The organism is Allobosea sp. 05T433 (assembly GCF_056396065.1).
This window is the reverse complement of the sequence record NZ_JBFTKS010000004.1, coordinates 143,575-157,098: the sequence shown is the minus strand read 5'-3', so window position 1 is coordinate 157,098 and position 13,524 is coordinate 143,575. Positions and strand designations below refer to the sequence as shown.

Genomic DNA, 13,524 nt, shown 5'->3' with positions numbered 1-13,524 from the left:
TCATTTTCGGAGGCGGCGATGCTCACGGTTAAGGACAAGGTTTCGTCACCGGTACGGCTTGAGGCCTATGACGCGCCCCTTCACATTGGCGCGGTCTCCTTGCGGGTGCGCGATCTGCCGCGCCTGACGGCCTTCTATCGCGACGCGATCGGGCTGACGCTGATCTCGGAAGAGCCCGGCCTCTCCGTGCTCGGTGTCGACGGCGTGCCGCTGGTGCGGCTCGAAGGGGGGGCGAGCGCACCGGTATCGGCCGCCGGCCTCTTCCATCTCGCGATCCTGCTGCCATCGCGCCGTGACCTCGCCAACTGGCTGGCGCATGCGGCCAGGACCCGAGTGCCGCTGGAAGGCGCCTCGAACCATCTCGTCAGCGAGGCGCTCTACCTCTCCGATCCGGAAGGCAACGGCATCGAAATCTATCGTGATCGCAGCCGGCCGGAATGGCCGCGACTTGATGGCGGCGCCATCAAGATGTCGACCGATCGGCTCGATCTCGACCTGCTCCTGCGTGAGTCGGACGGAGCCGCCTATCCCGGCATGCCGACTGGCACGGGCATGGGGCATGTTCATTTGCGCGTCGGCGACACCGCGCAGGCCGAGGGCTTCTACCGCGATGGGCTCGGTTTTGACGTGATGGTGCATTATCCCGGCGCCAGCTTCCTCGCGACCGGTGGCTACCATCACCATATCGCCGTCAATGTCTGGGGCAGCCGGGGGGCAGGCCTGCGGGCTGACAGCGATGCGGGGCTCGCGAGCTTCGAGCTCGTCGCCGCCGACGACCCGGCCTTCGCGGCGATGCGGACGCGGATGATCGCTGCCGGCGGTCGTGATCAGGGAGGCACCGTCACCGTTGCCGACCCCTGGAATAACCGTCTGATCCTGCGTCGCTAACGGATCGGCCCGAAAAGTGGGGCGCGGTTTTCGGGAAAGCCGATGCAAACACGAAAGCCTCGGCCCGAAAGGTGGGGTGCGGTTTTCGGGACGCCGATCCAGGCTTCGATCCTAGCGCGTGAGCAGATGGCTGCGGCGTGTACCGCCGCCATCGGGCTTGAAGCCCATGGCTTCCCAGAAAGCGGCCGCGCCGGAATCCGCAGCGTTGAGCGAGAGCCTCGGCGCCAGCGACAGCCCTTGTTGCACGAGTGCGCTCGCCAGCAGGCGGCCGACGCCTCCGCGCCGGCCGGTCGGCCGGACATAGACATGGCGAATGCGCAGGAGGTCGGGCGCTGGGTCATAAGGGTCCGGCGTCACCGCGCCGATCGCGGCGAGCACCCCATCGCGAAACACCGCAAACAGGGCATTCCGCTCGTCGGCGTCACGATAACGGCCGGATTGCCACTCGTCCCGCAAACCGTCGACGAAGCGGTAGCCTTCGGCCGCCGCTTCGTCCTGCAGGGCAGAAAAATCGTCCGGCAGCGTTTCGCTGAGCCGGACGACCTGAAGCGCGCTGGAGATCACAGGCCTTCGAAGAGAGCGCTCGAAATATAGCGCTCGGCGAAGGAGGGGATGATCACGACGATGGTCTTGCCTTCGTTGCCGGGACGCGCGCCGATTTCCAGCGCGGCAGCGACTGCCGCGCCCGAGGAGATGCCGGCCGGAATGCCTTCGAGGCGGGCCAGCGCGCGAGCCGTGTCGAAGGAGGTCTGGTTGCCGACAGTCACCACCTCATCGATCACCGAGCGATCGAGCACGCCGGGAACGAAACCGGCGCCGATGCCCTGGATCTTGTGCGGACCGGGTTGGCCGCCGGAGAGAACCGGGGAGTCTTCAGGCTCGACCGCGATGACCTTCAGCCCGGGCCGGCGGGGCTTCAGCACCTGGCCGACACCGGTGATCGTGCCGCCGGTGCCGACACCGGAGACGAAGATGTCGATTTCGCCGTTGGTGTCGTTCCAGATCTCTTCGGCGGTCGTCCTGCGGTGAATCTCGGGGTTGGCCGGATTCTCGAACTGCTGCGGAATGATCGCACCCGGGATCTCGGCCTTGAGCTCTTCGGCCTTGGCCACGGCACCGCGCATGCCGCCCGGGCCGGGCGTCAGCACGAGTTCGGCGCCGAGCAGGGCCAGCATCTTGCGACGCTCCAGCGACATCGTCTCCGGCATGACCAAGATCAGGCGGTAGCCGCGCGCGGCAGCGACGAAGGCGAGCGCGATGCCGGTATTGCCCGAGGTCGGCTCGATCAGCGTGCCGCCCGGCTTCAGAACGCCTGAGGCTTCGAGCGCATCGACCATGTTTACGCCGATACGATCCTTGACGCTGGAGATCGGGTTGAAGAATTCGAGCTTGGCAAGGATCGTCGCCTTGACGCCGCGTTCTGCCGGGAGACGGTTCAGCCGCACCAGCGGAGTGTCACCGATCGTATCGGTGATCGACTCATAGACCCGGCCTCGACCGGGCGCCTTGTCCTGTGCGGGATTGAGCTTCTGTGCTGCTTCGGCCATAGCGGCCTCCCTTGCGTCATATGGTCAGGATGGAAGGGCTAACGTATTTCACATCTTATGTCGAATAATTAGTTTAATAACATAATTATATTGTGAAATCGGCTCTCTGGGCGATCTCTCCGAAGACCGACTTCTGCTCGGACTGGCGACAGAGATCTTCGACGGTGACGCTGTCGAGCTCGGCCAGGAAGGCATCGGTCGCCCGCCTCAGCGCCGGGCCGACCACCTCGTCGATAAGGCGGGACTGCGGCAGGGGCGTGGTTTCATCGCTCGTTTCCTGCATGGCCGCACGCGCGATATCGCCGGCGGTGATGCGGCGGCGTTCGCGAGCGAGCTCATAGCCGCCGCGCGGACCGCGCACGCCCTTCAGGATGCCGGCGCGCACGAGCGCCTGCAGCATGGTTTCGAGATGGCGCGGCGGCAGGTCGTGGCGTGCAGCCAGGAATTTGGCGGCGACGGGCGACGGGCGAGCATGCAGCGCGATATCGACGACTGCGGCGACGGCGAGGAGGCTGCGGTGCGAGAGCGGCATCATTGGCCGCCACCTTGCGCCGTCGCCTTGCTCCCAGCGATGCCGGTCGAGCCGAAGCCGCCGTCCCCGCGCGCGGTCTCGTCGAGTGTGGCAGCCTCGACCAAGGCCGCCTGTGAGACCGGGGCGACCACGAGTTGGGCGATGCGGTCGCCGTGCCGGATCACGAAGTCTTCTGCGCCGAGATTGATCAGGATCACCTTGATCTCCCCACGATAGTCGCTGTCGACGGTGCCGGGCGAATTCAGCACCGTGACGCCATGCTTGAAGGCGAGGCCCGAGCGCGGCCGGACCTGCGCCTCGAAACCCTGCGGCAATTGCAGCACGATCCCCGTCGGGATGAGACCGCGTCCGCCCGGCGCCAGAACGCAGGGCTCATCGGCGGCCAGGGCGGCACGGAGGTCCATGCCGGCGGCGCCGCTGCTCTCATAGGCCGGCAGCGGCAGGTCGGCGCCATGGGGCAGGCGCTTGATGGGAAGCGTGACCATGGCGCTCAGCGGTCCGTCTTGCTGGCCTGCGGCATGCGCGCCAGATGCGCAATCAACCGGCTCGCGACCTCGCCCTTGGGCAGGGTCGGCCAGGTTTCGACATTGTCGGAGGTGACGAGATGCACGGTGTTGGCGTCGCCGCCCATCACTCCGGTGCCGCCGACATCGTTTGCGACGATCAGGTCGCAGCCCTTCTTTGCCAGCTTGGCGCGGGCATAGTCGATCACGTGGTCGGTCTCGGCGGCGAAGCCGACGACGAGGGCGGGGCGATCGATCTCGCGTGCGGCGATCGTCGCCAGGATGTCCGGGTTCTCGACGAGGGCGAGGGCAGGCGCGCTCGCGCCGGCCTGCTTCTTGAGCTTGCCGGGCGCCTCTTCCGCAACGCGCCAGTCGGCGACCGCGGCGGCGAAGATCGCGATATCCGCCGGCAGCGCGCCTTCGACTGCGGCCAACATATCGCGGGCGGATTCGACATGGATCGTGGTCACCCCCTCCGGATCGGCGATCGCGACCGGGCCGGACACCAATGTCACGCTGGCGCCCGCGGCCGCGGCGGCGGCTGCGATCGCGTGACCCTGCTTTCCGGAGGAGCGGTTGGCGATGTAGCGCACGGGGTCGATCGGTTCATGCGTCGGCCCGGAGGTGATGAGCACGCGCTTGCCGGCGAGCAGCTTGGGGGCACCGGACGCGCCGCCCGGACTGCGACCGAGGAAGCCGATCGTTCCACCCGGGGAGAGCCGGGTTTCGCCGGCCAGCGCCTGTTCGATCGCCGCCAGCAGCTCATGAGGCTCGGCCATGCGGCCGGGTCCGTTCTCGCCTCGCTCGGCCATGGCACCGGAGTTCGGCCCGACGACGAGCACCCCGTCCTTCTCGAGCAGCGCCATGTTGCGCCGTGTCGCCGGATGCTCCCACATGCGCGGGTTCATCGCGGGCGCGATCAGGATGCGCTTGTCGGTGGCGAGCAGGGCCGTCGAGGCAAGGTCATTGGCAAGGCCCGTCGCCATCTTGGCGATCAGGTCGGCGGTCGCGGGAGCGACGACGACCAGATCGGTCGAGCGCGACAGCGCGATATGGCCGATATCGGCTTCGTCGGTCAGCGAGAACAAATCGGTGAAGCAGCGTTCGCCCGCCAGCGACGATACGGCGAGCGGCGTCACGAACTCTTCGCCGGCTTTGGTCAGGATGCAGCGCGAGGTGATGCCGTGGTCCTTCAGGCGCCGGATCAGCTCCAGCACCTTGTAGGCGGCGATACCCCCGCCGATGATCAGCAGGACGGAGCGAGATGCGGACAAGGGCGGGCTCCCGAGGCAAGAAGCCCTTCACCTAGCATCGCGGAGGCGCGGCTGTCATGGGGCGGACGTGCAGGGGCCTCTAGCGGAAGGGCGGCTCGTCGAAGGAACGCAGCTTGCGTGAATGGATCGTGCTGCCGGCTTCCTTGAGCTTCTCCAGCGCTGCAAGTCCAATTTTCAGGTGCTCGCCGACAGCGCGCTCATAGAAGGCGTTGGCGGCGCCCGGCAGCTTGATCTCGCCATGCAGCGGCTTGTCGGAGACGCAGAGCAAGGTGCCGTAGGGCACGCGTAGCCGGTAGCCCTGTGCTGCGATGGTCCCGGATTCCATGTCGACCGCGATGGCGCGCGACAGGTTGATACGGCGGCGCTCCTTGGTCCAGCGCAGCTCCCAGTTGCGATCGTCCTGCGTCACGACGGTACCGGTGCGCAGCCTCTGCTTCAGCCGGTCGCCCTTCTCGCCAGTGACCTCGGCCGCAGCCTGCTGCAAGGCGACCTGGACCTCGGCGAGCGCCGGAATCGGAATGTCCGGCGGCACATGGTCATCCAGGATGCCGTCCTGGCGGAGATAGGCGTGGGCCAGCACGTAGTCGCCGATGATCTGCGTCTGCCGGAGGCCACCGCAATGGCCGACCATCAACCAGCAATTCGGCCTGAGCACCGCGAGATGGTCGGTGATGTTCTTCGCATTGGACGGGCCGACGCCGATATTGACCAGCGTGACGCCTTCGCCTCCAGCGCGGATGAGGTGATAAGCCGGCATCTGGAAGCGATGCCAGGGCGCGGACATCACGCGCTCGGCGGCGCTGACATCGATGCCTTCGCGGTCGATCCGGATCCCGCCCGGCGCGACGAGCGCCTCGGCGGTGCCGGCCTCGATCTCGGCCAATGCCAGCCGCACGAACTGGTCGACATAGCGATGGTAGTTGGTCAGCAGCACCCAGGGCTGCACCATCCGCCAGTCGGTGCCGGTATAGTGGACCAGCCGCCGCAGCGAATAATCGACGCGCACCGCATCGAAGAGCGAGAGCGGGCGTGGCTCGCCCTCGATGATCTCGAAGGTGCCGTCGGCGATCTCGTCGCCGACCAGCGAGAGCAGCGGCGTCGGGAAATGCCGCGCAAGCTCCGCGGGCGAGATCCGGCCGCCGCCCAGTTCGTCGCCGCCCTCGATTGCATAGGGGTAGGGAATTTCCTGGGTGCTGATGCCCGTCTCGATGGTGGCGCCGTATTCCGTCACCAGGGGGTCGAGCTGGTCGAGCAGATAGGTCCGGAACTCGGCCGGCTGGGTCACCGTGGTCGAGTAGATGCCGGGCGCCGCAAATTTGGCGAAGCCGCGGCGTGTCGCTGCGGGCAGCTTCGACGGCTCATAGGTGACGCGCAGCATCGGGTAGCGATAGCGGGCGCGCTCCTCCGGCGTCGGCGGCTGTCTCGTATCGAAGAAGCGTTGGAGATCGGCGCGGAGCGCGTCCTTCGCTTCGGCATAAAGCGCCTCCAACCGGTTGATGGCGTCATGCGGCGTGGCGGCGATCTCGAAGCTCATGGCTGACTCTAGCCGGCTGCGGGCGCTCCTGACAACAACCGGCATCGCACCGGCCGATGGTCGGCAGGCCGGGCGTTCAGCGGTCTCGCAACGGGCGCTTGACGTTACGGCTTTGGTGCATTAGTAAACCGGTCAGTTAATTAACCGATCGGTTTAGTTGATGTCGCCGGACCACCTCAGCGCCACGCTCTCTGCCCTCGCCGATCCCACCCGGCGGGCCATCCTGGCGCGCCTCGCGCTGGGGGAAACCTCGGTCAAGGAGTTGGCGGAACCTTTCGCGATGAGCCTCCCGGCCGTCTCGAAACATCTGAAGGTGCTCGAGAAGGCCGGCCTGATCTCCCGTGGCCGCGAGGCGCAGTGGCGGCCCTGCCGGCTCGATCCCGGCCCGCTGCGCGATGTGGCTGCCTGGCTCGAGCACTACCGGGTCTTCTGGGACCGGAGCCTGGACAGGCTGGAGAGCATGATTCTGGAGCTGAGGACTGAGGACCAGAATGCGGCGCTGTCGTTGAGCCCGCCTTCGAAGGGGACGGACGGACAATGATCGCGGCCCGTCATCGCCCCGGAATCCAGGCGGTTTTGCCTGCTCGCCAGGCGGTCTTGTCTGCTCGCAATGAGATCTTAGATCCCAATCAAACAACTTTGGAGAGCATTATGTCTCTATCGATTACCGAGCCCGCCTTCGCAGAGCCAAGAGCCAAGCTCTGGACGGGACGGGTGCTGAGCGGTGTCGTCGTCGCGTTCCTGCTGTTCGACGGCGGTATCAAGCTGGCGCCCCTGCAGGTGGTCAACGATACCCTGCAGCAGCTGGGATATTCGGGAAGCAATGAGCTGGCCCGGGGGCTCGGCGCCATGACGCTGATCATTGCGCTGCTCTATGCCTATCCCCGCACATCCATTCTTGGCGCCGTGCTGCTTACGGGGCTGCTTGGCGGCGCCATGGCGACGCATCTGCGCGTCGGCAGCCCGCTCTTCAGCCACCTCTTCTTTGGGCTCTATCTCGGCCTCATGGCCTGGGGCGGACTCTACCTGCGCGATCCGAGGCTGCGCGCACTCATCCCGCTGCGAAGCGCCTAGCAGCTTTCGCCACTCCCTCTCGATCCGTCACAGGAGCGTTCCGTGCTCAGCACCCTTCTTTGGGCCATTGTCGCCATTCTCGCCCTCGCCATCGTCGTCGTGCTCGTCCTGGCCGCGATGAAGCCCGACAGCTTTCGCGTCCAGCGTTCGCTCGCCATCAACGCACCGCCGGAGCACGTCTTTCCGCTGATCAACGGGGTCCGGAGCTGGGGTGACTGGTCGCCCTGGGAGAAGAAGGACCCGGCGATGAAGCGCAGCTTCAGCGGCGCGGAAAGCGGCCTCGGTGCGGTCTATGCCTGGGACGGCGACAAGAATGTCGGGCAGGGCCGCATGGAGATCGTCGAGGCCTCGGCTCCCCGCAAGGTTGGATTGAGGCTCGATTTCATCAAGCCCTTCGAGGCTCATAACGACGTCACATTCGCGCTCGAGCCTCGCGGCGGCGCCACCGAGGTGATCTGGACCATGACCGGCCCAGCGCCGTTCCTCACCCGGATCATGCATGTCTTCTTCAACGTCGATCGCATGGTCGGGCGCGATTTCGAGACCGGACTCGCCAATCTGCAAGTGGCGGCCGAGCGCTAGACCCATCTCAGTTCCCGAAGAACCAGCAAGGAGGAGGCTATACCCATGCAGACTGTCGAACCGCAGGACGAACATCGCTGGCTTCAGCAACTCGTCGGCAACTGGGCTTATGAATCGAACTGCTCGCCCGACAAGCCGGAGGAGATCTTCAAGGGCTCGGAGACCGTTCGCTCCATCGGCGATCTCTGGATCGTCGGGGAGAGCAAGAGCGAGCTGCCCGACGGAAATCCCGCGACCATGCAGATCACGCTCGGCTTTGACCCCCAAAAGGGCCGTTTCGTCGGAACCTGGCTGGGCTCGATGATGGCGATGATCTGGACCTATGAAGGTTCTCTCGACGACAGCGGCAAGATCCTGACGCTCGAATCCGAAGGGCCCAGCTTCTCCGGCGATGGCACGACGTCGAAATATCGGGACATCATCGAGATCGGCAGCCCGACCGAGCGGTTGTTCTATTCGAAGGTTCTCGGTGCCGATGGCAACTGGAGCGAGTTCATGAGAGCTCGCTACCAGAGAATCTGATCCACCAAGCCATCCAAGGCCGGCGCGACCGGCCATTTCTCAAGGGAACAGCCCAATGAAGCTCTCGACTTATCTGATGTTCAACGGCAATTGCGAAGAAGCGTTCACGACCTACCAGAAGGTGCTTGGCGGCAAGATCACCGCGATGATGAGCCATGAAGGCACGCCGGCGGAGAACGACGTCTCGCCGGAATGGCGCAAGAAGATCATCCATGCCTGCCTGGAGCTCGACGGCCAGATGCTGATGGCGTCCGATGCGCCGCCGGACCGCAGCAGCGGCCCGATGCGCAGCGTCTATGTCAACGTCATGGTTAAGGAGGTCGCCGAGGCCGAGCGCATCTTCAAGGGGCTCTCGGAGGGCGGCCAGATCCAGATGCCGATCGGGGAGACCTTCTGGTCCAAGAGCTTCGGCATGCTGACCGACCGCTTCGGCACGCATTGGATGGTCAATGCCGAGTTCAAGAACGGATGAGCGCTGGCTTCTCCGAAAAGGCCCTCGCCGACACGGCCGCCGCGATGCGCGGCCATGTCACGCGCGGTGCCGTCGCCGGGATCGTCACGCTGATCGCCCGGGCGGATGACGTGCATGTCGAGACCTTCGGCCTGGCCGATTTCGACAGTGCTGCGCCGATGCGTCGCGATGCGATCGTCCGCATCGCCTCGATGACCAAGCCGATGCTGGCGGTGGTGGCTCTGTCGCTCGTCGAGGATGGAGCGATCGGGCTCGATGACGCCGTCGAGCCTTGGTTGCCGGAGCTGGCGGACCGCCGGGTCCTGCGCAGCATCGCTGGCCCGCTCGACGACACCGTGCCGGCCCGCCGATCAATCACGTTGCGCGATCTGCTGACGCTCAGGCTCGGCATCGGCGCGATCATGGCGCCGCCGGGCCGTTACCCGATCCAGCAGGCAATGGCCGATGCCGGCGTCGCGCCCGGTCCAATGAGCCCCGAGATGTCGCCCGACGCCTGGATGAAACGGCTCGGCTCCCTGCCGTTGATCCACCAACCCGGGGACGTCTGGATGTATCATACCGGCTTCGACGTGCTCTCGGTGCTCTTGGCCAGGGTTTCCGGCAAGCCGCTTGATGATCTCATGCAGGAACGTCTGTTTCGACCGCTGGGCATGGTCGATACCGGCTTCAGCGTGCCGGCGGGCCAGGCCGGACGACTGGCCAGCGCCTATCGTCTCGATTCGGACGCGGGCCGGCTCGTCCTGTTCGATCGCGGCGCCGGAAGCGCGTTTGCCCGCGCGCCCGCCTTTCCCTGCGAGCTTGTCTCGACGGCCGACGATGTCCTGAGATTTGCGCGCGTGCTCCTGGCGCGCGGGCAATACGGCGGGCAGGGCATCCTCTCGCCAGGGATGGTCGAGCAGATGACGCAAGATCAGATCACGCCGGAGCAGAAGGCGGTTTCACCGTTCTTCCCGGGCTTCTGGGAGAGCACGGGCTGGGGCTTCGGTCTTGGGATCGCGACGCAGCCCGATCCGATCTCGGCGGTTCCCGGGCGCTATGGCTGGGAAGGCGGGTTCGGCACCAGTCTCAATATCGACCCGCATCGGAACCTCGTCACGGTCTTCCTGAGCCAGAGACTGATGCAGGGTCCGGAAGACGCCGCCCTCGGCCAGGAATTCCAGGTCCTGGCCTATCGGGCGGTCGCCGGCTGAGGGGCGTCAGCTGAAGATGCTGTAGGCCAGCAGGCCCGCGATCAGCCACAATGCCCAGTTGCCCCAGCGGTTGCGCCGGGCTTCGGCCCGGCCAATCTCCTGGATGCTGCGTTCGTCCAGGACAAAGCCCTGGCGCGAGGCGTCCTCGAGTTGGCCCAGCACACGCTCGGCCCGAGCGGCCGTTTCAGGAAGGCTGGCGAGCGTCGAGAGCATGGACTGGGCGCCTCGGCTGACTTCCTCGATCTTGCCGAGAGGGCCGAGATTGCGGGTGATCCACTCGCGCACCACCGGCTCGGCCGTCTTCCACATATCGAGCTGCGGATCGAGCGAGCGCGCTACACCTTCGACCACGACCATGGTCTTCTGCAGCATGACGAGTTCGGTCCGGGTCGCCATATCGAACAGCCCGGTGATCTCGAAGAGAAGGGTCAGAACCTTCGCCATCGAGATCTCGTCGGCACGCCGGTCATGGATCGGCTCGCCGACGGCCCGGATCGCCTGGGCGAAGTCAGCGACATCGTGATGGGCCGGAACATAGCCGGCCTCGAAATGGACCCGGGCCACGCGGGCGTAGTCGCGCGTGATGAAGCCGAGCAGGATTTCGGCGAGGAACCGCCGTTCCTTGAGGCCGAGCCGGCCCATGATGCCGCCATCGACTGCAACCAGCCGGCCCTGCGCATCGACGAACAGGTTCCCCGGATGCATATCGGCATGGAAGAAGCCGTCGCGGATCGCGTGCTTCAGGAAGGACTGGATGACGGTGCGGCCGAGCGCCACGAGGTCATGGCCGGCAGTACGCAGCGCTTCGACATCGGAGAGGCGAATGCCGTCGATCCATTCGTCGACGAGCACCTCGCGCGCCGTCAGCTGCCAGTCCGGCTTCGGGACGCGGAAATCGGCATCGTCCCTGGTGTTCTCGGCGAATTCCGAGAGCGCTGCAGCCTCGAGGCGAAGGTCCATTTCCATGGTGACGGAGCGCGCCAGCGTCTCGACCACGCCGGAGAAGCGCAGGCGGCGCGCCTCGTGCGAGCGGCTCTCGGCGAGTTCGGCGCCGAAGCGCATCGCCGCCAGGTCGCGGTTGAAACGGTCACGGATGCCGGGCCGAAGCACCTTGACCGCGACCTCCGAGCCATCCTTCAGCCGTGCGCGATGGACCTGGGCGATCGAGGCGGCCGCGACGGGCTCGCCGAATTCGGAGAACAGCGCCTCGACCGGCTCGCCATGCGCGGCTTCGATCGCGGCGCGGGCCTGCTCCATCGGGAACGGCGCCATCCTGTCCTGAAGCGCCGACAGGTCTTCGGCGATCTTCATCCCGACCACATCTGGCCGCGTCGCCAGAAACTGGCCGAACTTGACATAGGACGGACCAAGCCGGGTCATCGCAGCGGCAAGGCGCGTGGCCGAGGAGCCGGCGCCCCGGCGTTCGATCAGCCGGCCGACCCTGATCAGCGCACGTGCCGCGGGCGGCAGAACCGACGGATCCACCAGCGCGAGCGCGCCTTCGCGAGCCAGAACGAAACCAACCCGCGCCATGCGGGTGAAATGGGCGATTGAGGAGATCATGCTGGAAGGCGGGCCGTCACAGCTTCCAGCCGGAATGCAGTGCCACGACCCCACCGGTCATGGGCGTGAAGCGCGCCCGCCGGAAGCCGGCTGCTGCGATCATGTCGGCGAAAACCTGTGGTTTCGGGAATTTGCGGATCGATTCGACCAGATAGCGATAGGGCTCCGCATCTCCCGTCACGAGCCTGCCCATCGGTGGGATCAGGTTGAAGGAATAGGTCTCGTAGATCTTGTCGAGCACCGGCACGTCGACATGGCTGAATTCGAGGCAAAGGAAGCGCCCGCCGCGCTTCAGGACGCGATGCGCCTCCGTCAGCGCCTTGTCGATGCGTGGCACGTTGCGAATGCCGAAGGCGATCGTATAGGCGTCGAAACTGTTGTCCGGCAGGCTGAGCTCCTCGGCATTGCCCTGGACGAAGCGGATGCGGCCATCGCCTGGAAAGCGCTTCTGCGCGCGTTCGCGCCCGACGCTCAGCATCTCGCCATTGATGTCGAGCACCGTCACATCGGTTGCCGGGCCGCCGGCTTCCAGGACCTGGAAGGCGACATCGCCTGTGCCGCCGGCCACGTCGAGATGGTGGAAAGCCCGGTCGCGCGGCGGCTTCAGCGTCGAGATAAGGGCATCCTTCCAGAGCCGGTGCAGGCCCGCCGACATCAGGTCGTTCATCAGGTCGTAGCGGCCGGCGACCTTGTGGAAGACGTCGTCGACCTTGGCCTGTTTCTCGGCGAGCGGCACGGTCTCGAAGCCGAAATGGGTGGTATCGGAGGCTGCTGTCACGGCTTGGCCCGGAGCTTGTGTTCTGGTGAGGCGGTAACTAGAGCCGGATGAATAGCGAAACGAGCGAGCCTTGTCGCGGCCCGTCTCGACGCATGCTGAAGAGCGAAGTGCAATGCCCGAGCTTCCCGAGGTCGAAACCGTCCGCCGTGGGCTGGAGCCCGCCATGCTCGGCCAGGTGCTGGCCCGGGTCGAGCAGCGCCGGCCTGATCTGCGCTTTCCATTGCCTGAGCATTTCGTCGAGCGCCTGACCGGGCGGCGGGTCGAGGGCCTGTCGCGCCGCGCCAAGTACCTGATCGCCGATCTCGATGATGGCGAGGCGCTGATCATGCATCTCGGCATGAGCGGCCGCTTCGTGGTCGAGGCGCCGGGCACGCCACCCACCGAACCTGGCGCCTATTACAACGAGATCGGCCGGCACCTGCAGCACGATCATGTCGTCTTCCATCTCGGATCGGGAGCGCGCGTCACCTATAACGATGTCCGTCGCTTCGGCTTCATGGATCTCCTGCCGCGGGCCGAGCTGGAGAGCTCGAAGCATTTCGCGGGAATGGGAATCGAACCTCTCGGCAACGAGCTCTCCGGCGAAGTCCTGGCAAAGCTCTTTGCCGGCAAGCTCGCGCCGCTGAAGGCGGCGCTGCTCGACCAGCGGCTCGTGGCAGGCCTTGGGAATATCTATGTCTGCGAGGCGCTGTTCCGGGCGGGGCTTCATCCGGAAGCGGCGGCCGGTACGATCACGACGCCAACCGGTCGGCCCCGCGAGGCAGCCCATGCGCTCGCACAGATTATTCGCGAGGTTCTCGATGAGGCGGTGGCCGCTGGCGGCTCGACCTTGCGCGATTTCGCCCATGCCGACGGCTCGCTCGGTTATTTCCAGCACCGCTTCAAGGTCTATGACCGCGAGGGCGACCAATGTGTCACGCCCGGCTGCGGCGGCCTGGTGAAGCGGCTCGTCCAGTCCGGCCGCTCGACTTTCTATTGCGAGCGCTGCCAACCGAAGCGCTGAGCCAACGTCATATCGCGCGGAGCGGTGTCGGCGGCACGGCTTCCGCAGGGTTCGAAAGCCGC

The 13,524-nt window shown here is 66.0% G+C and carries 16 protein-coding genes; 8 read left to right on the top strand and 8 right to left on the bottom strand.

Translation table 11 applies throughout. The features are described 5' to 3' along the window. Positions 1-18 precede the first annotated feature (18 nt). Positions 19-888, top strand: coding sequence for a VOC family protein (locus AC1DGP_RS07105; RefSeq protein WP_441504995.1), 870 nt, complete (start codon positions 19-21; stop codon positions 886-888). A 111-nt stretch (positions 889-999) separates the two neighbouring features. On the opposite strand, the gene AC1DGP_RS07100 is transcribed toward AC1DGP_RS07105, so the two are convergent. The 6 genes from AC1DGP_RS07100 to AC1DGP_RS07075 all read right to left on the bottom strand — a co-directional run bounded on the left by AC1DGP_RS07100 (position 1,000) and on the right by AC1DGP_RS07075 (position 6,278). Continuing rightward, positions 1,000-1,452, bottom strand: a complete 453-nt coding sequence (locus AC1DGP_RS07100) for a GNAT family N-acetyltransferase (RefSeq protein ID WP_441504994.1) — start codon at positions 1,450-1,452, stop codon at positions 1,000-1,002. Next, the gene (gene cysK, locus AC1DGP_RS07095) at positions 1,449-2,435 is read right to left on the bottom strand and encodes a cysteine synthase A (protein WP_441504993.1); all 987 of its coding nucleotides are present in this window, start codon (positions 2,433-2,435) and stop codon (positions 1,449-1,451) included. The genes AC1DGP_RS07100 and cysK overlap by 4 nt, the downstream gene beginning before the upstream one ends. 85 nt (positions 2,436-2,520) lie before the next feature. Further along, the gene (locus AC1DGP_RS07090; RefSeq protein ID WP_113516840.1) at positions 2,521-2,970 is read right to left on the bottom strand and encodes an RrF2 family transcriptional regulator; all 450 of its coding nucleotides are present in this window, start codon (positions 2,968-2,970) and stop codon (positions 2,521-2,523) included. After that, on the bottom strand, positions 2,967-3,452 hold the full coding sequence (gene dut, locus AC1DGP_RS07085) for a dUTP diphosphatase (RefSeq protein ID WP_441504992.1): 486 nt from the start codon (positions 3,450-3,452) through the stop codon (positions 2,967-2,969). Before dut ends, AC1DGP_RS07090 begins: the two co-directional genes overlap by 4 nt. Positions 3,453-3,457: 5 nt before the next feature. After that, on the bottom strand, positions 3,458-4,744 hold the full coding sequence (locus AC1DGP_RS07080) for a phosphopantothenoylcysteine decarboxylase domain-containing protein (RefSeq protein WP_476831903.1): 1,287 nt from the start codon (positions 4,742-4,744) through the stop codon (positions 3,458-3,460). 79 nt (positions 4,745-4,823) lie between these two features. After that, the gene (locus AC1DGP_RS07075; protein ID WP_441504990.1) at positions 4,824-6,278 is read right to left on the bottom strand and encodes an AMP nucleosidase; all 1,455 of its coding nucleotides are present in this window, start codon (positions 6,276-6,278) and stop codon (positions 4,824-4,826) included. A gap of 160 nt (positions 6,279-6,438) precedes the next feature. Here AC1DGP_RS07075 and AC1DGP_RS07070 point away from each other — a divergent pair, with 160 nt between their 5' ends. From AC1DGP_RS07070 to AC1DGP_RS07045, 6 genes are all read left to right on the top strand, one after another. Further along, positions 6,439-6,819, top strand: coding sequence for an ArsR/SmtB family transcription factor (locus AC1DGP_RS07070; RefSeq protein WP_441504989.1), 381 nt, complete (start codon positions 6,439-6,441; stop codon positions 6,817-6,819). A gap of 110 nt (positions 6,820-6,929) precedes the next feature. After that, complete coding sequence (locus tag AC1DGP_RS07065; RefSeq protein WP_113517055.1) at positions 6,930-7,352, top strand: DoxX family protein; 423 nt, start codon at positions 6,930-6,932, stop codon at positions 7,350-7,352. A 42-nt stretch (positions 7,353-7,394) separates the two neighbouring features. Then, on the top strand, positions 7,395-7,934 hold the full coding sequence (locus AC1DGP_RS07060) for an SRPBCC family protein (protein WP_441504988.1): 540 nt from the start codon (positions 7,395-7,397) through the stop codon (positions 7,932-7,934). Positions 7,935-7,979: 45 nt separating this feature from the next. Next, entirely contained in the window at positions 7,980-8,456 is a 477-nt protein-coding gene (locus AC1DGP_RS07055; RefSeq protein WP_476767502.1) for a DUF1579 domain-containing protein, read from the top strand. Positions 8,457-8,511: 55 nt separating this feature from the next. Beyond that, positions 8,512-8,928: a VOC family protein gene (locus AC1DGP_RS07050; RefSeq protein ID WP_441504986.1), complete on the top strand. Its 417-nt coding sequence runs from the start codon at positions 8,512-8,514 to the stop codon at positions 8,926-8,928. After that, positions 8,925-10,118, top strand: coding sequence for a serine hydrolase domain-containing protein (locus AC1DGP_RS07045; RefSeq protein WP_441504985.1), 1,194 nt, complete (start codon positions 8,925-8,927; stop codon positions 10,116-10,118). The genes AC1DGP_RS07050 and AC1DGP_RS07045 overlap by 4 nt, the downstream gene beginning before the upstream one ends. A 6-nt stretch (positions 10,119-10,124) precedes the next feature. Here AC1DGP_RS07045 and ubiB read toward each other — a convergent pair whose 3' ends face one another. Together ubiB and ubiE are read right to left on the bottom strand one after the other, a co-directional pair. Beyond that, a complete protein-coding gene (gene ubiB / locus AC1DGP_RS07040) occupies positions 10,125-11,681 on the bottom strand; it encodes a 2-polyprenylphenol 6-hydroxylase (protein ID WP_441490550.1) in 1,557 nt (518 codons plus the stop codon). Between the two features lie 16 nt (positions 11,682-11,697). Continuing rightward, positions 11,698-12,459 carry a bifunctional demethylmenaquinone methyltransferase/2-methoxy-6-polyprenyl-1,4-benzoquinol methylase UbiE gene (gene ubiE / locus AC1DGP_RS07035; protein WP_441504984.1) on the bottom strand — a complete coding sequence of 254 codons (762 nt, stop codon included), beginning with the start codon at positions 12,457-12,459 and terminating at the stop codon, positions 11,698-11,700. A 112-nt stretch (positions 12,460-12,571) separates the two neighbouring features. Between ubiE and mutM the strand changes: the two genes are divergently transcribed. Beyond that, on the top strand, positions 12,572-13,462 hold the full coding sequence (gene mutM / locus AC1DGP_RS07030; protein WP_476831902.1) for a bifunctional DNA-formamidopyrimidine glycosylase/DNA-(apurinic or apyrimidinic site) lyase: 891 nt from the start codon (positions 12,572-12,574) through the stop codon (positions 13,460-13,462). Positions 13,463-13,524 lie beyond the last annotated feature (62 nt).

Coding starts and splice junctions, on each gene's coding strand:
- cysK (WP_441504993.1), bottom strand. CDS start 2,435: ATGGCCGAAGCAGCACAGAAGCTCAATCCCGCACAGGACAAGGCGCCC.
- AC1DGP_RS07070 (WP_441504989.1), top strand. CDS start 6,439: ATGTCGCCGGACCACCTCAGCGCCACGCTCTCTGCCCTCGCCGATCCC.
- AC1DGP_RS07105 (WP_441504995.1), top strand. CDS start 19: ATGCTCACGGTTAAGGACAAGGTTTCGTCACCGGTACGGCTTGAGGCC.
- AC1DGP_RS07065 (WP_113517055.1), top strand. CDS start 6,930: ATGTCTCTATCGATTACCGAGCCCGCCTTCGCAGAGCCAAGAGCCAAG.
- AC1DGP_RS07055 (WP_476767502.1), top strand. CDS start 7,980: ATGCAGACTGTCGAACCGCAGGACGAACATCGCTGGCTTCAGCAACTC.
- ubiB (WP_441490550.1), bottom strand. CDS start 11,681: ATGATCTCCTCAATCGCCCATTTCACCCGCATGGCGCGGGTTGGTTTC.
- mutM (WP_476831902.1), top strand. CDS start 12,572: ATGCCCGAGCTTCCCGAGGTCGAAACCGTCCGCCGTGGGCTGGAGCCC.
- AC1DGP_RS07075 (WP_441504990.1), bottom strand. CDS start 6,278: ATGAGCTTCGAGATCGCCGCCACGCCGCATGACGCCATCAACCGGTTG.
- AC1DGP_RS07050 (WP_441504986.1), top strand. CDS start 8,512: ATGAAGCTCTCGACTTATCTGATGTTCAACGGCAATTGCGAAGAAGCG.
- dut (WP_441504992.1), bottom strand. CDS start 3,452: ATGGTCACGCTTCCCATCAAGCGCCTGCCCCATGGCGCCGACCTGCCG.
- AC1DGP_RS07090 (WP_113516840.1), bottom strand. CDS start 2,970: ATGATGCCGCTCTCGCACCGCAGCCTCCTCGCCGTCGCCGCAGTCGTC.
- AC1DGP_RS07045 (WP_441504985.1), top strand. CDS start 8,925: ATGAGCGCTGGCTTCTCCGAAAAGGCCCTCGCCGACACGGCCGCCGCG.